This window comes from Brachybacterium rhamnosum, from assembly GCF_039526185.1.
Classification (GTDB): Bacteria; Actinomycetota; Actinomycetes; order Actinomycetales; family Dermabacteraceae; genus Brachybacterium; species Brachybacterium rhamnosum.
In genome coordinates this window covers 20,854-38,194 of record NZ_BAAAIS010000002.1, presented here as the reverse complement: position 1 = coordinate 38,194, position 17,341 = coordinate 20,854, and the positions used below count along the sequence as shown (strand labels likewise).

The following is a 17,341-nucleotide window of genomic DNA, read 5'->3' as shown; positions in this document are numbered from 1 at the left end:
GACAGGACCCCATGAACGACCTGTTGCTCGCCCTCACCGGCGATCCCGGCGTCACCACGCTGCTGGCCGGGAACTCCTCCGGGGACGGCTCCGCCGGGATCCTCTTCCCCTTCCTCGCGGGGCCCGCCGTCTTCATCGCGGTGTACCTCGGGATCTATCGCTTCTACCGCAACACCGACAAGCGCCACGAGTTCGAGCGCAAGACGGAGGTCTCGGTCGGCAACCTCAGGAGCGCCGATCGTCGCGTGGGCTCGAACAATCGTCAGCGCTCGCGCCGGATGAACGGCTCCAACGAGGACGACCACCTCGTGCGGGTGCAGCGGATCCAGGTGCGATGACCACCCCGCGCGGGGCCGGTGCGGGCGAGGCCGACGCGATCGTCGTCGGCGCCGGGCTCGCCGGCCTCGTCGCGGCGTGCGAGATCGCCCGGGGCGGGCGGAGCGTGCTGCTGCTCGAGCGGGAGGGCGAGCAGGACCTCGGCGGGCAGGCCTGGTGGAGCTTCGGCGGGCTGTTCATGATCGACACCCCCGAGCAGCGCCGCCTCGGCATCCGCGACAGCCTCGACCTCGCCCGGCAGGACTGGCTCGGCACCGCCGCCTTCGACTCCCCCGAGGACCACTGGCCCCGCCGCTGGGCGGAGGCCTACCTGCAGTTCGCGGCGGGGGAGAAGCGCTCCTGGCTGCATGCCCTGGGGCATCGCAGCTTCCCCGTCGTGGGCTGGGCGGAGCGCGGCGACGGCCGCGCCGAGGGGCACGGGAACTCGGTGCCCCGCTTCCACGTCACCTGGGGCACCGGTCCCGGCGTCGTCGAGCCTTTCGCCCGCCGCCTCGCCGAGCTCCGTGCGAGCGGGCAGGTGCGTCTGCTCACCCGGCGCGCGGTCACCGAGGTGCTCGTCGAGGGCGGTCGCGCCGTCGGCGTGCGCGGAGACGTGCTCGCCGAGGACCCCGCGCCGCGCGGCAGCGGATCGAGCCGCGAGGTCGTGGGGGAGTTCGAGCTCCGCGCGCCCGCGGTGCTCGTCGCGACCGGCGGGATCGGCGGGAACGCGGAGCTCGTGCGGGAGCGCTGGCCCGAGGAGCTCGGCACCATGCCGCACGACATCGTCCACGGGGTGCCGGAGAGCGTGGACGGCAGCGGCATGATCGCCGCCCACGCCGCGGGCGGCAGCTGGATCCACCAGCGGCGCATGTGGCACTACACCGAGGGCGTGAGGAACTGGGACCCGGTGTGGCGCGGGCACGGCATCCGCATCCTCCCCGGCCCCTCCTCGCTCTGGGTGGACGCCCTCGGGCAGCGACTGCCCGCCCCGGCCTTCCCCGGCTTCGACACCATGTCGACGCTGCGCCACCTGCGCACCACCGGCCACGACCACTCGTGGTTCGTGCTCACCCCCGCGATCATCGCGAAGGAGTTCGCGCTCTCCGGCAGCGAGCAGAACCCCGATCTCACGGGCCGCGACTGGCGGCAGGTCCTCGCCCGGGTGCGCCCCGGGGCGCCCGGGCCCGTGCAGGCCTTCCTCGACCACGGCGAGGACTTCCTGCAGGCGGGGAGCGTCCCCGAGCTCACCGCTGCGATGAACGCGCTCGTGGGGGAGGAGCTCGTGGACGCCGTCGCGCTCGAGCGGACGATCCGCGCCCGCGATGCCGAGGTCGTCAACGCCTTCGGCAAGGACGCGCAGATCACCGCGCTGCGCGGCGCCCGTCGCTACCTCGGGGACCGGCTGATCCGCACGGCCGCCCCGCACCGCCTGCTGGATCCGGCGGCGGGCGGGCTCATCGCGGTGCGCCTGCACGTGCTGCTGCGCAAGACCCTCGGCGGGCTCGAGACGGACCTCGGCGGGCGCGTGCAGCGGGCGGACGGCACCGGCACCCTGCCCGGGCTGTACGTGGCGGGGGAGGCGAGCGGCTTCGGCGGCGGCGGCATGCACGGCCACAGCGCCCTCGAGGGGACCTTCCTCGGCGGCTGCCTGTTCTCCGGCCGGGAGGCCGGCCGCGGGATCGTGGCGGACCTCCGATGAGCGCGGGCCCCGGGCACGGCACCGGCCGCGCGCTGCTGATCACCGGCGCGGTGGGCGTCGGCAAGACGACCACGGCCGACGCGGTGGGCGACGAGCTCGAGGAGCGCGGGATCCCCGGGGCGGTCCTCGACGTCGACGCCCTGCGCCGCGCCTGGCCCGCCCCGCCCGGCGACCGCTTTCACGCGGCCCTCACCCTGCGCGCCCTCACGGCGCTCTCCGCGATCCACCTCGAGGCCGGGGCGCAGGTGCTCGTCGCGGCCGAGGTCATCGAGGAGCGCTCCGCCCGCGACGCCTACGAGCAGGCCATGGGCCTCCCGCTCACCGTGGTGCGGATCCGCACGCCGCGGGAGCTGGTGCGGGAGCGGCTCCGCGAGCGCCACGCTCTGGATCCCGAGGGCCTCGCCTGGCACCGTGACCGCTTCGACGAGCTCACCGCGATCCTCGACGCCGCCGCCGTGGAGGACGTGTCCGTGGAGCAGGTCGGCTCCCCGCGCGAGACGGCCCGCGCGGTGCTCGCCGCGGCGGGCCTCTGAGCGGGAGCGGCCGGTCTCAGTCCGCGGTGCCGCGTGCCCCCGGCAGGAGCACCGTCGAGAAGTCGTGGTCGCCGTGTCCCGCGGCGATCTCCGCGTCGAGGGAGGCGAGAGCCCCGCGCAGGGCAGGGAGGTCCGCGCCGGGGCGGCAGCCCTCGGCCCCGTCGGACGCGGAGGCGACCGTGTCGATCATGAGCCGGGCGTCCTTCGCGATCGCATCGGCCGTGAAGTCACCGCCCTCCGTGCCGCGCTCGCCGCGCACGAAGGAGCCCTTCATGCCGGCGATGAAGGCGAGGCCCGTCGAGCCGAGCATGTCGAGGGTCTCCTCGTCGCTGACCCCGGCGGCCGCGCCCAGGGCGAGCGCCTCCCGCAGGCCCTGCGCGCTCACCGCGAGGGCGAGGTTCGCGAGCAGCTTCCCGGTCGCCGCGGCCCGAGCGGAGGCCACGCCCCGCAGCCGCTCCGGATCCGCCCACGGCGCCACCAGACCGAGCACCTGCTCGCGCAGGGCGTCGTCCGGCGTGCCCACGTAGACGCCGAGCGCACCGGCACGGGCCGGGCCGAGCGTGCCGACCACGGGCACGGCGACGTAGGTGGGGACCGCGGCCGCGAAGTCGTCGGCATCGGCGGGGGAGACGGTCGTCGTGTCCACCCACGGCACGCCCGCGGGGACCAGCCCGGGCGCGAGCACCGTCTCGCGCACCGCGTCGGGTCCGAAGAGCGAGGTGACGATCAGCTCGGCGCCGTCCACGGCCTCCGCCGCCGTCGGCGCCACCCGTGCTCCCGCCTCCGCGAGCGGGGCGGTGCGGGCGGCGGTGCGGTTCCACACCGTCAGCTCGTGCTCGGTCAACAGGTGACGGGCCAGCTCGGTGCCCATCCGTCCGGTTCCCAGGAAGGCGATCCTCATGCCGCCAGTCTCGCACCGTGACCGTTCCCGGCGACGGCCGGTCCGGCGCTCGGGAGGCGCACCGGACATTCTCGGAGTGTTCACCCACGACGCCCGGCCCGGCTGGCGAGCCGCACCGGGAGCCGTGCATGATGGAGACCATGACCTCGAAGATCACCCGTCGTGGAGCTCTCGCCGCCGCAGCCGCCGCCGGGCTGGGGGTGCCCGTCGCGGGCACCGCGGCCCGCGCCGCCCAGCCGGCCCTCGGGCGTCGCGGCGAGGGGGTGCGGATCGCGACCTACAACGCCTCGCTGAACCGCGCCACCGCCGGGCAGCTCCTGAAGGACCTCGAGTCCGGGACCGACGCGCAGATCCGGGCCGTCGCCCAGGTCATCCAGATGAACAATCCCGACGTGCTGCTCGTCAACGAGTTCGACTTCGACGAGGAGGGCCGCGGCGCGGACCTCTTCCGCAGCAACTACCTCGAGGTCAGCCAGAACGGCTGCACCCCCGTGCACTACCCCTACGTGTACTCCGCACCGGTGAACACCGGTGTGCCGAGCGGCCTGGACCTCGACCGCGACGGCACCGTGGGCGGCGCGAACGACGCCTGGGGCTTCGGCGAGTTCCCCGGCCAGTACGGGATGCTGCTGCTCTCGCGCTTCCCGATCCTCACCGAGCAGGTGCGCACCTTCCAGAACCTCCTGTGGAAGGACATGCCCAGCAACCTCCTCCCCACCGAGTTCTACGGCGAGGAGATCTCCGCGCAGCTGCGGCTCAGCTCAAAGTCCCACTGGGACGTGCCCGTGCAGATCGGCACCTCGACGCTCCACGTGCTGTGCGCCCACCCCACCCCGCCCAGCTTCGACGGGCCGGAGAAGCGCAACCGGCGGCGCAACAACGACGAGATCCGGCTGTGGGCGGACTACCTCCGCGCCGGGAAGGTCTCCCGCTGGATCGTCGACGACGCCGGGGTCGCCGGGGGCCTCGACACGAGCGCCTCCTTCGTGATCCTCGGCGACCACAACTCCGACCCGCTCGACGGCGACTCCTGGCCCGGCGCGATCGACCAGCTGCTCAAGCACCCGCGGATCCAGGACCCCCGCCCCACGAGCACCGGCGCGGTCGAGGCCGCGACGGAGCAGGGCGGCGTGAACCTCGAGCACGGGACCGACCCGAGGTACGACACCGCGGACTTCGCCGAGAACCCGCGCCCCGGGAACCTCCGCGTGGACTACGTGCTCCCCTCGAAGAACCTCAAGGTCACCGACGCCCGCGTCTTCTGGCCGAAGAAGGGCGAGGCCGGCAGCGAGCTCACCGGCGAGCATCCCTTCCCGACCTCCGACCACCGCCTCGTGCGGGTGGACCTCCGGATCACCGGCCGCTGAGCCGGCTGCCCGGCCGCGGGGGAGCGGGCGCTAGGGTCGGGCCATGACTGACGCGCTGCCCCCGGTCCTCGACGTCCCCGCCCTCCACGAGCTGCTCGCGCAGGAGGGGGCGGCGGTGCGCCTGCTCGACGTGCGCTGGGCGCTCGACGGCTCCAAGGGCCACCACTCCTACCTCGAGGGGCACCTGCCGGGCGCGGTCTACGTCGACCTCACCACCCAGCTCGCCGCCCCCGCGGATCCCGCCGCCGGCCGGCACCCCCTGCCCTCGCCGGAGGCGTTCGCGGCGACCCTCCGCGGCCTCGGGATCGACGAGGGCACCCGGGTGGTCGCCTACGACGACACCGACCGCTCGCCCTCGGCCCGCCTCGTGTGGATGCTCCGCGCGATCGGTCAGGACGCCTCGCTCCTGGACGGCGGCCTCGCCGCCTGGGACGGCCCGCTCGAGCGGGAGGACGTGCGGCCGGAGCCCGGTGACGTCGGCCCCCGGGAGTGGCCCGCGGCCACGATCGCCGGGATCGACGAGGTCGCCGCGGCGGAGGGCCCCGTGCTCGACGCCCGCGCCGCCGAGCGCTACCGCGGTGAGGTGGAGCCCGTGGACCCGCGCGCCGGCCACGTGCCCGGCGCGCTGAACCTCCCCTACGCCGGGAACCTCGACGAGCAGGGCCGCTTCCTGTCCCCGGAGGCGCTGCGCGAGCGCTTCACCGGCGCGGGCCTCGACCCCGAGCAGGAGGTGCTCGTCTACTGCGGCTCCGGCGTCACCGCGACCCACGACGTGCTCGCCCTGCAGCGGGCGGGGTTCTCCCGCGTGCGCCTGTTCCCGGGCTCGTGGTCGCAGTGGAGCAGCGACCCGCAGCGCCCGGTCGCCACCGGCCCCACGCCCTGAGCACGACCCGCTGAGCCCGGCCCCCGCGCGCCGGGATCAGCCGCGGGCGACCTCGCGGATCGCCCTCACGATCCGCTCGTGCCGGCGCCGCTGCTCGTGCTCGCCGCCCGGGGCGACGTCCTGGCCCAGCACGGCGGCCCAGATCGGCACCATCTCCTCGCGGTAGGAGTGCCCGTGCCCACCCTGGGCGCGGACCGAGAGCGGCATGTCCAGGGCGACCTGCCAGAAGGTGATCCACGGGGACCAGCGCATCGCCGGCGTGACGTCGTGCCCCACGCGCTCGCGCAGCCAGTCCGGCTCCTCCCACAGCAGGGACGGCCGCCACCAGGCGACCGGGTCGGAGGGGTGCTGGGCGTAGACCACGCGCGGGGACCGCCACGGCTCGTACAGCCCGCCCCAGTAGTTGCGGTGCAGGTCCCGGGGCCGGGTCACGACCCGCACGTGCCGGCCCTGGTCGATGATCGGCGCGATCGCGGGGGAGCCCGGCCGGGAGCGGGCCACGACCTGCTGCCACAGCGGCGTGAAGGACGGGGTGCCCGTCCAGACGGCGCCGTCGACCTTCGCGAGCAGGTCCGGGAGGTCCCGGAACGCGGCCTGCCCGCCGAACGAGCCGAGCGACTCCCCGGCGACGAACAGCCGGGGCCGGCTGGCCGGCTCCATCGCGTCCAGCCGCCGCCGCACGGCCTGGAAGAGCAGGCGCCCGGCCTGCTTGGGACTGCGCCGGTCCACGACGTAGCTCAGGCCCGAGGTGTAGACGGAGTACTGCATCGACGCGGTCGCGCAGTCCCCGGCGGTGAGGAACTCGATCGCGGAGAGCGACCACTCCTGCAGCCAGCCGGTCCCGGTGCCCGTGAACAGCACGAGCACCTCGCGGTCCCAGGCGCCCGTGCGGTCCAGCTCCGCGAGCACCGCCTGCACCGTCTCCTCCATCGTGCGGGAGGTCGACTTCCCGGCGTACACGCGGATCGGGTCCATGGCGCGCGCGCCGATCGCCGCGGAGATCACCTCGGGGCTCGCGCCGCCCGAGACGATCTTGCGGCCGGGGGCCCCGAGCGAGGGCCACGACTCGTGGGAGGCGGGGCTGCCGGAGCGGGCGGGGGAGTCCGGGCGCGGCACGTTCGGGGAGATGAGCCGGTTCGCGGCCTCCGCCTGCTCGATCATCTGCTCGAGCACGCGCCCGCGGATCAGGCGGTCCACGGCGACGGCGACCGTCGCAAGGGTCAGCACGAGGGACACCACGCCCAGCAGGCGGGTGGGCAGGTACGGGCGCAGCAGGGCGCGGTAGAGATCCGCGGTCGCCCCGATCGCGCGCACCGCCGCGAGCACGCCGAGCGAGGCGCCGAGTCCCGCGGCCGTCCCCACGAGGTGCGTGGCGAGGTTCTGGGGACGCTGCTGGACCAGATGGCTGATCTCGCGCTGGCGCAGCACTCCCCGCACCCACGAGTAGGCGGAGATCCCGACCAGCGCGGACGCGCCGAGCAGGCGGGCGCGGCGGCGGTGGTCCTCGGCGATCCCGACCTCGAGGCCCAGCGCCGCGGCGCCGCGGCGCACGAGCCGCTCGGCGAGCACACCGGTCGTGTAGCCGTAGGACTGCGACAGCCCGATGTTCACCGCCCACATCCACCACGTGCGCGGCAGCATCGACGGGGTGGTGGCGACCCAGCCCGCGGCCGCGGCGCCCAGGAAGCCGCCGCTCGAGAGCGGCCGGGTGACCTCCGCACGGCGCACCCCGCGGCGGGTCGCGCGGGTCACCGAGCGGAGCGTGCGGGCGGTGCGGGTGAGCAGGTGGGCGAGGCGGGGAGCGGAGGGGCCAGGGCCTGGTCGCATGGTTCGAGGCTAGTCCACGGGGCCCCCGTCGGACCCCCTGCGAAGGTCCATCCCCGTAGGCTGGGACGATGAAGATCCTGCTCCCGGACACCATGCCCCTGGACCCTGCGCTGCCCGAGGGCTGGGAGGCGGTCGAGGTCGACGCGCGCGCCCCGATCCCCGCCGCTCACCACGACGCCGAGGCGATCGTCCTGTGGGGGCCCAGCCGCTCCCACCTCGAGTCCGCCGCGCGGGACCTCACCGGCGTGCGCCTCGTGCAGTCGCTCTCCGCCGGGGTCGAGAACATCGTCGCCGCGGGCTTCCGCGACGGGGCCGTCGTCACGACCGGGGCCGGCCTGCACTCGCTCACCGTCGCCGAGCACACCGTGGGCCTCGTCCTCGCCCTGCTGCGCAGCCTCCCCGCCTCCCTCGCCGCGCAGTCGCGCCACGAGTGGGACCGCTCGATCGGCGGCCTGCAGCCGCTCAACCCGCCCGAGCGTCTCAACAGCCTCGTCGGCGCCGAGGTGCTCATCTGGGGGTTCGGCCAGATCGGGCAGACGGTCGCCCCGGTGCTCGCCGGGCTCGGCGCGCACGTGCGCGGCGTCGCCCGCAGCGCGGGGGAGCGGTCCGGCTTCGAGGTGATCGCGGAGGCCGACGTCGCCGCCGCGCTGCCCGCGACCGACGTCCTCATCGACATCCTCCCCGCGACCGGGAGCACCGCCCACGCGATCGACGCGGCCGTCCTGGACGCCCTCCCGGACCGCGCCGTCGTGGTGAACGTGGGCCGCGGCGCGACCGTGGACCAGGCGGCGCTGCGGGAGGCGCTCGTCGCCGGCACGATCGGCGGCGCCGCGCTCGACGTCACCGACCCCGAGCCGCTCCCGCAGGACGACCCGCTGTGGGACGCGCCGCGGCTGATCATCACCCCGCACTCCGCGGGCGGGAAGCCCGTGGGCGCGGACGATCGGATCGCCGAGAACCTCCGTCGGCTCGACGCGGGCGAGGAGCTGCTGCACCCCGCGGGCTGAGTCCCCTCAGCCGCGGGCGAGCCGCGCGGCGAGCTCCTGGACCGCGAGCGCGGAGGTCCGCGCGACCTCGTCGAGCTCGAGGTGGAACTGCTGGCCGGCGGCGGGACCGCACAGGTCGGAGACGGCGCGCAGCGCCGCGAAGGGCACCCCGAGCGCCTCGGCCGTGCGGGCGGAGGCCGTCGTCTCCATGTCCGCGCTGAGCGCCTCGGGGAAGCGCTCGCGCATGGGGGCGGCGAGCGGGGCCGTGACGAAGGCGTCCCCCGCGAGCATGAGCCCGCGGCGCACCCCCGCGCCCTCGTCGACCGCCCGTGCGGAGGCCTCCGCGAGATCCGCGATCGCGGCCTCGGCGACATGGCGCTCGGGCCCGCCCGGCACCTGCCCCGGCGCGTAGCCGAAGGCCGTGGCGTCCGCGATCGACCAGGTGAAGGCGTCGCCCACGATCAGGGTGCCCACCTCGACATCGGCGGCGAGACCGCCGCACGAGCCGGCCGCGACCGCCGCCCGCGGGCGCAGCGAGAGGATCGCCCAGGTCGCCGCCGCGGTCGAGGCCGCGACGCCGATCCCCGTGGTGACCACGGCGGTGTCCTGGCCGCCGAGGGCCCCGCGCACGGCCGCGACCCCGGCGAGCGGGACCGCGAGCGGCTCGGCGTCCGCCATGAGCGCGGTGATCGCGGCCGCCTCCTCGGGCATGGCCGCGAGGACCAGCAGCGGTCCGGCGGGACGGGCGGGGGCATCGGGGCCGACGGGCACGTCGGAGGCATGGGTCATGACCGTGAATCTATCGTGCAGGCGGGTTCGTTAGGCTGGGGGAGACCGTCGGCGAGGCGACCTGCGGGTCGCGGGCAGGAGGCAGCAATGGGACGCATCGGGGACGTCGTGCTCCAGGGGGCGCGCACCGTGCGCCGGATCCCGATCCCCTCGGCGGTGTCGCTGCCGGCCCTGCGGGAGGCGCGCCGTGCGCGCCCCCAGGCCGGGGTGCTCAAGCGGCACGGCGTCGAGGTCGAGATGATCGGCCGCACCCGCTGCGTCTGGCTCGACGAGCACCGCGCCGACCAGGGCGTCATCGTGCACCTCCACGGGGGCGCCTACGTCTCGGGCCCGTTCGCCTCGGACTGGGCGTGGCTGTCGCGGCAGGCGGAGGCGCAGGGCTGCGCCGCGCTCATGGTCGACTACCGCACGGCCCCCGACCACCAGCACCCCATCGCGATCGAGGACACCGAGTCGGTGCTCGCCGCGCTCGCCGCCGCGGGCCGTCTCGAGGCGCCCTGGGTGCTCACGGGCCAGCACTCCGGCGGCGGCGTCGCCCTCACCGTCGCGCGGCGCCTGATCGAGCGCGAGGACGTGCCGTCCCCCGGCGGGGTCGTCGTCATGTCGCCGTGGCTGGACCTCGAGCTCGCGAACGCGGGCATCTCGGAGACGGGCGAGTCGGATCCCGTGCACGAGCGCCGGGCGCTGCGCGACGCCGCCCGCGCCTACGCCGGCCGCACGCCGCTGGACGACCCGGAGCTCTCCCCGATCAACGCGGGCCATCGCGGCCTGCCGCCGGTGCACCTCGGCGTCGGGATGAAGGACCTGTTCCTCTCCGACGTCCGCGTGCTCCGCCTCCAGCTCGAGGAGGAGGGCGTCGAGGTCGCCCTGCGCGAGGTGAGCGGCCGCCTGGGCCTGCAGCTGTGGCAGCGGCGCGGCGAGGACGTGGACCGCCTGCACCGCGAGCAGTCCGAGGCGATCGGGCGCGCGCTGGGCCGCTGAGGCGGGGCGTCCCGCCCGGAGCGGGAGTGCGCTCTAGCTCTCGACGATGACGAGGGCGGCGCCGGACTGCGCGGGCGTCCAGCGGCGCGAGGGCAGCAGCTGCACGATCCCGGCGACGAGCAGTCCGTGGCCCGCGATGTACGTCGCCATGACCCACACGTCGCTCATGGGGATCGCGGCGCCCGGGAGGAACCAGTCCATCGCGAGCACCGAGCTCGAGACGAGGAACAGCGTCCCGCCGACCCAGGTCAGCGGGTTCCCGCCGGCCGCGATGAAGGCGGTCACGCCGAGGCCCACCGCATAGGCCGCGACGAGCGGGAGCTGGCTGCCCGCGCCGTCCGCGCACGCGACGAAGAGCCCGATGACGACCGCCCCGTAGGGGATCGCGAGCGCGAGGCGCATGGGGTCGCGGCTGTGCGCCCACTGCGGGGCCAGGGCCGCCGCGTAGAGCAGCAGCGCCACGAGGAAGGCCACGGGGGCGATGAGGTGGCTCGGGTCCGGGACCAGCTGGCCGAGCGAGTCCCCGGCCCAGGCGGCGAGGAGGCCGCCGAGGGTGAGGACGGTCGTGCGCTGCAACCGCGGCGCGGCGGTGAGCACGGCGGCGATGAGCAGCGGGGCCAGCAGCGGCTGGGTGAGCCGGCGCAGCGTCTCGGCCTCCGCCGCGACGGCGAGCACGTGGATCACCCCGATCAGGGCATAGCTCCCCCAGATCGCGACATGAGCTCGTCGACACAGGGGCACGGCTCCAGGCTATGGAGGTTTCCGCCGCCGTGGCCAGCGGGAATGCAGGGTGCGCGGGGCACGGCTTGGTAACGGCCGGGCACGGTCGGGTAACGGTCGCGTCACCCGAGGCCGTGCCCGGCGCCGTCACATCTGCTGCGGGGCGGTCACGCCGAGCGCGTCCAGACCCTCCACGAGCACCCGCTCGGTGAGACGCGCGAGGGCGAGGCGCCCGGCGCGGACGCCCTCGTCGCTCTCCTTGAGGATGGGGGAGGCGTCGTAGAAGGCGGTGAACGCCTGCGCGAGCGAGAAGAGGTACGCGGCGAGGCGGTGCGGCTCGTAGGCGGCCCCCACCTGGGCGAGGACCGGGCCGTACTGCAGCAGCTGCAGCGCGAGCGCCCGCTCCGCGGCGTTCTCCACGAGCGGCACGGCGGCGGCCGTCACGCCCTGCGCCTCGGCGCGGCGCCCGATCGAGCGGATGCGCGCCACCGCGTACTGCAGGTACGGGGCGGTGTTGCCGGTGAGGGCGAGCATCCGGTCCAGGTCGAAGGTGTAGTCGGAGTCGTGCGCGGTGGAGAGGTCCGCGTACTTCACGCCGCCGATCCCGATCGCCCGGGCGATCTGCGCGCGCTCGTCCTCGGGGAGGTCGGGGCGCAGCTCGTCGATGACGGTGCGGGCCTTCGCGACGGCCTCTTCGAGCAGGGCCGCGAGGCGCAGCGAGGCGCCCGAGCGGGTGCGGAGGATCTTGCCGTCCTCGCCCAGCACGGAACCGATCTTCACGTGCGTGGCCTCGACGTCCTCGGGCAGCCAGCCGGCTTCGCGGGCGGTCTCGGCGACCATCGAGAGGTGCAGCTCCTGCGAGGTGCCCACGACGTAGGCGATGCGGTCCGCGCCGAGCTCCCGCACGCGGCGGCGCACGGCGGCGAGGTCCGTCGTCGCATAGCCGTAGCCGCCGTCGGACTTGCGGACGATCAGCGGCAGCGGCTGCTCGTCGCGGCCGGTGAACCCCTGCGGGAAGACGCACAGGGCGCCGTCGGAGATCCGCGCGAGGCCGGCCGCCTCGAGCTCCGCGCACACGGTCTCGAGGTCCGCGTTGTAGGTGGACTCCCCGGCGAGGTCGTCGTCGGTGAGCGTCACGTCGAGCAGGTCGTAGATCCGGTGGAAGTACTCCTTGGACATGCCCACGAGGTCCGTCCAGATCCGCAGCGACTCCGCGTCCCCGGACTGCAGGGTCGCGACGCGCGCGCGGGCCCGCGCGGCGAAGCCCGTCGCCTCCGGGTCCGCGTCGAACTTCGCGCGGGCGGCCTGGTAGAAGGCGTTGGGGTCGGTCGTCAGCAGGCCCGCCTCGTCGCTGTCCTCGCCCACGTCGAGGAGGTGCTCGATGAGCATGCCGAAGGGGGTGCCCCAGTCGCCGATGTGGTTCTGGCGCACGACCGTGTGGCCCAGCTTCTCCAGGGTGCGGGCGATCGCGTCGCCCACGACCGTGGTGCGCAGGTGGCCCACGTGCATCTCCTTGGCGACGTTCGGCGCCGAGTAGTCGATGACGACGGTGTCCACGTGCTCAGGGACGGGGACTCCGAGCGCCTCGTCCTCGGCGAGCTCCGCGGCCTGCGCGGCGACCCAGTCGGTGCGCAGGCGGATGTTGAGGAAGCCCGGTCCGGCGATCTCCGGCGTCTCCGCCACGTCCTCGAGGTCCACGGCGGCGAGGATCTCCGCGGCGATGTCGCGGGGCTTGCGTCCCAGGCGCTTGGCCAGGCCCATCGCGGCATTGCACTGGAAGTCCGCGAACTGGGAGGGACGGATGATCGGATCGGCGTCCGCGTACTCCGGCCCGAAGGCGGCGACGAAGGCGGACTGGAAGCGCTCGGTCAGCGCGATCTCGGGAGCAGGCATGGGATCCAGCGTACTGGGGAGCGGACACGGGGGTCTTCCCCCTGTCGGCCCGGCCACACCGCCCCTACCGTGGAGGTCATGCGCTCCCTCATCACCCTGGTCCTGAACATCATCTGGCTGCTGACCGCCGGCTGGTCCCTGTTCCTCGCCTACGTCGTCGCCGGCCTCCTCGCGTTCCTGCTCGTCGTGACGATCCCCTTCGGCCTCGCCTCCTTCCGCATCGCCGGCTTCGTGATCTGGCCCTTCGGTCGGGAGGTCGTGGACACCGGCCGGGCGGGCGCCGCGAGCGCGATCGGCAACGTGATCTGGTTCCTCGTGGCCGGGTGGTGGCTGGCCCTCGGGCACGTGGTCACCGCCGTCGCCCAGGCCGTGACGATCATCGGACTGCCCCTCGCGTGGGCGAACGTGAAGCTGATCCCCGTGACCTGCTTCCCCTTCGGCAAGGACGTCGTGGACTCCTCGTCGCTGCGCGCGCAGATGTTCCCGACCGCCCGCTGACCTGCCTCACACGCGGCGCGCCGTCGCCTCCGAGCGGGCCGGCGCTTCGTAGAATCGCCCCGGAGGAGTGCGCAGGGGCGCACACCGGCTCGCAGGACGAGGAGACGCAGGGACGATGGCAGGGACGAGGACAGGCGATCCACGCCGCGGGGACAGCCCGGACGACGCGGACTGGATCTTCGCCTCCTCCGATCCGCGCACGCTCCCCACGGAGCGCCTGCCCTCGCGCTCGGAGTTCGACCGCTACGCCGCGCCCCTGCTCGCCCGCCGCGAGGAGCCCGCGCTGCCGCCGGGGGAGGGCGAGACCGCGGACCTCTCCGAGATCGACGCCGCCGCCCTCCGCGCCGCGGGCAAGCCCCGTCGGCCCCGCCCGGCCGTGGGCCGCGGCGACGAGCCCGACGCCGCGACCGGCGTGATCCCGGCCGTCGACGGCGAGGACGGGGACGCCGCCGAGGCGCCGCGGCGCAGCTACGCGCGCTCCGGCACGACCCCGAACGCGGAGGACGACGGCCGCGCCCAGCTCTCCACCATCACCATCCCCGCACGCTTCCAGGACCTCGGCATCTTCGACGCCCTCCGGGACGTGCTCGCGCTGATCTGCCTGCTCGCGGCGCTCACCACGAGCTTCACCCTGGGCGCGCTGCCGGTCGTGGACCTCGTGGGCCGGATCGCGCTCGGCATCGCCCTCGTGGCCCTCGTCGCCGTGCACCTGCTGCGCTGGATCCCGGCCACCCCGAACCTGCGCCTCGTGCGCGCCGTGCGGATCATCGGGCTCCTGCCCGCCCTGCTCACCGCGATCGGCACGATCGTCGCGGACCTCGTGCTCTCCGTGCCCGTGCTCTTCGCCTCGCTGCCCGACGGCCCCCCGGTGGGCCTCGGCGTGGGCGTCTCGCTGCTGCTGCTCGGATCGGTCGTCGGCATCGAGCCGCGCGCGCACGAGGGCTACGTGCCCCAGCAGCAGGCCCGCACCTGGTCCCGCCGTCTGCTCGGGGGCGTCGCCGGCGCGGCGGCCCTCGCGCTGGTCGTGGCGCTCGTGATGATCGTGGGCCGCGTGTTCACGACCGGCTGGCAGTACTCGCTCAACACCTTCGGCAGCACCGTGATCTCCGTGGTGCTGCTGGGCATCGTGCTGGGCTCGGCGCTGCGGCCGGACCTCCTGGGCCGCGACCGCTCCTGGTTCGTGTTCTCGACCGGGGCCGTGGGCGGGCTCGTGGTCCTCGCGCTCGCGGACAACACCGTGCGCCTGCAGTTCGCGGCGCCCGCGAGCTTCGCGACGAGCTACGTCTACCTGCCGTTCCTGTTCGCGGCGTTCGGCCTGATGATCTCCCGCTCGTTCGTGCGCTCGATGCCGGTCTCCTTCCGCCGCGCGGACTGGCTCGTGTACACGGTGCGGGCGATGGAGTTCAGCGCCCTCCTGCACGCCGCGGCGGTGCTGTGGCACCTGCTCGCCGCGATCACCGGGACCGCCGGGATCACCCTGGGCGGCCCTGTGCTGCACCTCGTCGACGCCGCCGTCTGCGCGTGCTTCGTCGCGGTGTCGCTCTTCGCCCGGAAGGCGCTGCTCGAGCGGCCCGCGGCCCTCGCCCGCGCGACGGGCGTCGTGGCGAGCGTGGTGCTCGTGGTCGTCGGCTTCCTCGACATCATCGTCAACTCGATCGCGATCGGCGCCGGTGCGGGCCTGACCACCGGCGGCACCGCGCTCGCGGTCGGTGTGGCCGCGGCGCTCATGCTCACGGTGCCCGCCCCTGTGCGCGACGAGTTCGGCGCCCCGGACCTCTCCCGGATGTTCGCGGACTTCCGCGCCCACGGCTCCGGCCGCGAGTCGCTCCTGGCGCGCGTCCCGGACGTCACCGAGGAGCGCTCGCGCAAGAAGAGCTTCCCCGGCTCCTGACCCTCCGCCCGGGGTCCTGCCGCCGGCGGGACCTGCCGGCGGCCCCGTATCCCCCCTCCCGCTCCTCCCCTCAAGGACGCCCCATGTTCCGCTGGACCCTGCACGGTGACGGCCGCACCGTCGCCCCCACCGCGATCGTCCGCCCGGAGGAGCGCCTCGCCTGGCCGCTCACCGTCGGCATCGGCGCGCAGCACGTGGTCGCCATGTTCGGCGCGACCTTCCTGGTGCCGGTGATCACGGGCTTCCCGCCCTCGACCACGCTGCTGTTCTCCGGCCTCGGCACCCTGCTGTTCCTGCTGCTCACCCGGAACCGGGTGCCCAGCTACCTGGGCTCCTCCTTCGCCTTCATCGCCCCGATCACCGCCTCCACGCAGGCGGACTCGATGGGCGCGGCGCTCGGCGGCGTGCTCGTCACCGGCCTGCTGCTCGCGGCGCTCGGCCTGGTGGTGCAGAAGGTCGGCACCGGCTGGATCTCCAGGCTCATGCCGCCGGTGGTGATGGGCTCGATCGTCGCGCTGATCGGGCTGAACCTGGTGCCCTCGAGCTACGAGAACAACTTCTCGAAGGCCCCCGTCACCGCGGCGCTCACCCTGGTCGCGATCATCCTCTGCACGGCCCTGTTCAAGGGGCTGCTGGGGCGCATCAGCGTGCTGATCGGCGTGATCGTCGGGTACGTCATCGCGGTGCTGCGGGGCGAGGTGGACTTCACCCCCGTGCGCGAGGCCCACTGGCTCGGCCTGCCCGAGTTCCACCACCCCACCTTCGACCTCACGCTGCTGCCGATCTTCCTGCCGGTGATCGTGGTGCTGCTCGCGGAGAACGTGGGCCACGTGACGAGCGTCGGCCTCATGACGGGGAGGAACCTCGACCACATGGTGGGGCGGACCCTCACGGCCGACGGCCTCGCGACTGCGCTCTCGGCGACCTTCGGCGGCTCGCCCACGACCACCTACGGCGAGAACATCGGCGTCATGAGCGCGACCCGCGTGTACTCCACCGCGGCCTACTGGGTCGCGGGCGTCGTGGCGATCCTGCTCTCCCTCTCGCCCAAGGTCGGGGCGGTCATCAACACGATCCCGGCCGGTGTGCTGGGCGGCGTCACCTTCGTTCTCTACGGCCTCATCGCGATCGTCGGCTTCCGCATGTGGGTCGACGGCAGGGTCGACTTCTCGCGCCCCAAGAACCAGATCACCGCGGGCGTCTCGCTCACCATCGCGATCGCGGACCTCCACTGGCAGCTCGGCGGCTTCGCCTTCACCGGGATCGCCCTGGGCACTCTCGCGGCGCTCGCGATCTACCACGGCATGAGCGGCCTGGGCCGCCTCACGGGGACCGACGCCCCGGCCGGGGACGCGGCCGCGGAGCCCGTCGCGGCGGGTCCCGCGACGTCGCAGAGCTGACCGGGCGGCGCCCGGGAATCCTCTGGCGTCGCGGCCCGGCGCCGGGGGAGGATCGGGGGCATGACCACCCACGAGCCCGCCTCCTACGACCCCGCCTCCGGTGACCCCGTCCTCACCGGCATCGCCGACACCCGGGACGGCGGCCCGAAGCTCGGCGGGGAGCGTGAGCTCCTGGACTCCTGGCTCGAGGAGTACCGCCTGACCGCACTGCTGAAGGTCCAGGACCTCACCCCTGCGCAGCTCGCGGAGCGCTCGTGCCCGCCCTCGACGCTGAGCCTGCTGGGCGTGCTGCGCCATCTCACCGAGGTCGAGGCGTACTGGCTGCGGGAGGTGCTCCACGACCTCGACGTCCCGGACCGCTACTCGACGCCCGAGCGGCCCGACGGCGATATCGAGGGCGCCGCGGGCGGCACCGCGGCGGCGGATGTCGAGGCCTACCGCGAGGAGGTCGCGCTGGCCCGGGAGTCGGCAGCGGCCTGGACGGATCTCGATGCTCCGGTGCGCGGGCTGCGGAAGGGCGAGCAGCTGAACCTGCGCTGGATCCTCACGCATCTCATCGAGGAGTACGCCCGGCACCTGGGGCACATGGACCTGCTGCGGGAGCGGGTGGACGCGGCGACCGGCTACTGAGGGCCCGGCCCTCGACGGCGCCGGAGCA

16 protein-coding genes are annotated in these 17,341 nt (G+C 74.6%); 11 read left to right on the top strand and 5 right to left on the bottom strand.

The features are described from left to right. Window positions 1-11: 11 nt before the first annotated feature. From ABD080_RS02060 to ABD080_RS02050, 3 genes are read left to right on the top strand one after another with little or no spacing between them, the layout of a single operon-like run. Window positions 12-338, top strand: a complete 327-nt coding sequence (locus ABD080_RS02060) for a hypothetical protein (protein WP_137768908.1) — start codon at window positions 12-14, stop codon at window positions 336-338. Continuing rightward, window positions 335-2,014: an FAD-binding dehydrogenase gene (locus ABD080_RS02055; protein WP_343903453.1), complete on the top strand. Its 1,680-nt coding sequence runs from the start codon at window positions 335-337 to the stop codon at window positions 2,012-2,014. The genes ABD080_RS02060 and ABD080_RS02055 overlap by 4 nt, the downstream gene beginning before the upstream one ends. After that, a complete protein-coding gene (locus ABD080_RS02050) occupies window positions 2,011-2,547 on the top strand; it encodes an AAA family ATPase (RefSeq protein WP_137768906.1) in 537 nt (178 codons plus the stop codon). The genes ABD080_RS02055 and ABD080_RS02050 overlap by 4 nt, the downstream gene beginning before the upstream one ends. 16 nt (window positions 2,548-2,563) lie before the next feature. Here the strand turns inward: ABD080_RS02050 and ABD080_RS02045 are convergent, their stop codons facing one another. Continuing rightward, window positions 2,564-3,448, bottom strand: coding sequence for an NAD(P)-dependent oxidoreductase (locus ABD080_RS02045; RefSeq protein WP_137768905.1), 885 nt, complete (start codon window positions 3,446-3,448; stop codon window positions 2,564-2,566). 140 nt (window positions 3,449-3,588) lie between these two features. Between ABD080_RS02045 and ABD080_RS02040 the strand changes: the two genes are divergently transcribed. Both ABD080_RS02040 and ABD080_RS02035 read left to right on the top strand, forming a co-directional pair. Beyond that, a complete protein-coding gene (locus ABD080_RS02040; RefSeq protein ID WP_343903452.1) occupies window positions 3,589-4,815 on the top strand; it encodes an endonuclease/exonuclease/phosphatase family protein in 1,227 nt (408 codons plus the stop codon). 43 nt (window positions 4,816-4,858) lie between these two features. Beyond that, window positions 4,859-5,698 (top strand): sulfurtransferase, encoded by an 840-nt coding sequence (locus ABD080_RS02035; protein ID WP_343903451.1) that lies wholly within the window; start codon window positions 4,859-4,861, stop codon window positions 5,696-5,698. 36 nt (window positions 5,699-5,734) lie between these two features. On the opposite strand, the gene ABD080_RS02030 is transcribed toward ABD080_RS02035, so the two are convergent. Then, window positions 5,735-7,525, bottom strand: a complete 1,791-nt coding sequence (locus tag ABD080_RS02030; protein WP_343903450.1) for an alpha/beta hydrolase — start codon at window positions 7,523-7,525, stop codon at window positions 5,735-5,737. Between the two features lie 68 nt (window positions 7,526-7,593). Between ABD080_RS02030 and ABD080_RS02025 the strand changes: the two genes are divergently transcribed. Beyond that, a complete protein-coding gene (locus tag ABD080_RS02025; protein WP_137768901.1) occupies window positions 7,594-8,532 on the top strand; it encodes an NAD(P)-dependent oxidoreductase in 939 nt (312 codons plus the stop codon). Between the two features lie 6 nt (window positions 8,533-8,538). On the opposite strand, the gene mtnN is transcribed toward ABD080_RS02025, so the two are convergent. Beyond that, complete coding sequence (gene mtnN / locus ABD080_RS02020) at window positions 8,539-9,300, bottom strand: 5'-methylthioadenosine/S-adenosylhomocysteine nucleosidase (RefSeq protein ID WP_137768900.1); 762 nt, start codon at window positions 9,298-9,300, stop codon at window positions 8,539-8,541. An 87-nt stretch (window positions 9,301-9,387) separates the two neighbouring features. Between mtnN and ABD080_RS02015 the strand changes: the two genes are divergently transcribed. Further along, window positions 9,388-10,281 (top strand): alpha/beta hydrolase fold domain-containing protein, encoded by an 894-nt coding sequence (locus ABD080_RS02015; protein ID WP_137768899.1) that lies wholly within the window; start codon window positions 9,388-9,390, stop codon window positions 10,279-10,281. A 33-nt stretch (window positions 10,282-10,314) separates the two neighbouring features. On the opposite strand, the gene ABD080_RS02010 is transcribed toward ABD080_RS02015, so the two are convergent. Together ABD080_RS02010 and argS are read right to left on the bottom strand one after the other, a co-directional pair. Beyond that, the gene (locus ABD080_RS02010; protein WP_343903449.1) at window positions 10,315-11,022 is read right to left on the bottom strand and encodes a lysoplasmalogenase family protein; all 708 of its coding nucleotides are present in this window, start codon (window positions 11,020-11,022) and stop codon (window positions 10,315-10,317) included. 126 nt (window positions 11,023-11,148) lie between these two features. Further along, a complete protein-coding gene (argS, locus tag ABD080_RS02005; protein WP_137768897.1) occupies window positions 11,149-12,894 on the bottom strand; it encodes an arginine--tRNA ligase in 1,746 nt (581 codons plus the stop codon). Window positions 12,895-12,972: 78 nt separating this feature from the next. Here argS and ABD080_RS02000 point away from each other — a divergent pair, with 78 nt between their 5' ends. From ABD080_RS02000 to ABD080_RS01985, 4 genes are all read left to right on the top strand, one after another. Further along, the gene (locus ABD080_RS02000) at window positions 12,973-13,392 is read left to right on the top strand and encodes a YccF domain-containing protein (RefSeq protein ID WP_343903448.1); all 420 of its coding nucleotides are present in this window, start codon (window positions 12,973-12,975) and stop codon (window positions 13,390-13,392) included. A 115-nt stretch (window positions 13,393-13,507) separates the two neighbouring features. Then, window positions 13,508-15,283: a DUF7937 domain-containing protein gene (locus ABD080_RS01995; protein ID WP_343903447.1), complete on the top strand. Its 1,776-nt coding sequence runs from the start codon at window positions 13,508-13,510 to the stop codon at window positions 15,281-15,283. Between the two features lie 83 nt (window positions 15,284-15,366). Continuing rightward, window positions 15,367-16,683, top strand: a complete 1,317-nt coding sequence (locus tag ABD080_RS01990; RefSeq protein ID WP_343903446.1) for a uracil-xanthine permease family protein — start codon at window positions 15,367-15,369, stop codon at window positions 16,681-16,683. 60 nt (window positions 16,684-16,743) lie between these two features. Next, window positions 16,744-17,313, top strand: a complete 570-nt coding sequence (locus ABD080_RS01985) for a DinB family protein (RefSeq protein ID WP_343903445.1) — start codon at window positions 16,744-16,746, stop codon at window positions 17,311-17,313. Window positions 17,314-17,341 lie beyond the last annotated feature (28 nt).

Excerpts from the sequence above, each read along its gene's own strand:
- ABD080_RS02025 (WP_137768901.1), top strand. The coding sequence starts at position 7,594 with ATGAAGATCCTGCTCCCGGACACCATGCCCCTGGACCCTGCGCTGCCC.
- ABD080_RS02045 (WP_137768905.1), bottom strand. The coding sequence starts at position 3,448 with ATGAGGATCGCCTTCCTGGGAACCGGACGGATGGGCACCGAGCTGGCC.
- ABD080_RS01985 (WP_343903445.1), top strand. The coding sequence starts at position 16,744 with ATGACCACCCACGAGCCCGCCTCCTACGACCCCGCCTCCGGTGACCCC.
- mtnN (WP_137768900.1), bottom strand. The coding sequence starts at position 9,300 with ATGACCCATGCCTCCGACGTGCCCGTCGGCCCCGATGCCCCCGCCCGT.
- ABD080_RS02000 (WP_343903448.1), top strand. The coding sequence starts at position 12,973 with ATGCGCTCCCTCATCACCCTGGTCCTGAACATCATCTGGCTGCTGACC.
- ABD080_RS02040 (WP_343903452.1), top strand. The coding sequence starts at position 3,589 with ATGACCTCGAAGATCACCCGTCGTGGAGCTCTCGCCGCCGCAGCCGCC.
- ABD080_RS02030 (WP_343903450.1), bottom strand. The coding sequence starts at position 7,525 with ATGCGACCAGGCCCTGGCCCCTCCGCTCCCCGCCTCGCCCACCTGCTC.
- ABD080_RS02060 (WP_137768908.1), top strand. The coding sequence starts at position 12 with ATGAACGACCTGTTGCTCGCCCTCACCGGCGATCCCGGCGTCACCACG.
- argS (WP_137768897.1), bottom strand. The coding sequence starts at position 12,894 with ATGCCTGCTCCCGAGATCGCGCTGACCGAGCGCTTCCAGTCCGCCTTC.
- ABD080_RS01995 (WP_343903447.1), top strand. The coding sequence starts at position 13,508 with ATGGCAGGGACGAGGACAGGCGATCCACGCCGCGGGGACAGCCCGGAC.
- ABD080_RS02055 (WP_343903453.1), top strand. The coding sequence starts at position 335 with ATGACCACCCCGCGCGGGGCCGGTGCGGGCGAGGCCGACGCGATCGTC.
- ABD080_RS01990 (WP_343903446.1), top strand. The coding sequence starts at position 15,367 with ATGTTCCGCTGGACCCTGCACGGTGACGGCCGCACCGTCGCCCCCACC.
- ABD080_RS02015 (WP_137768899.1), top strand. The coding sequence starts at position 9,388 with ATGGGACGCATCGGGGACGTCGTGCTCCAGGGGGCGCGCACCGTGCGC.
- ABD080_RS02035 (WP_343903451.1), top strand. The coding sequence starts at position 4,859 with ATGACTGACGCGCTGCCCCCGGTCCTCGACGTCCCCGCCCTCCACGAG.
- ABD080_RS02050 (WP_137768906.1), top strand. The coding sequence starts at position 2,011 with ATGAGCGCGGGCCCCGGGCACGGCACCGGCCGCGCGCTGCTGATCACC.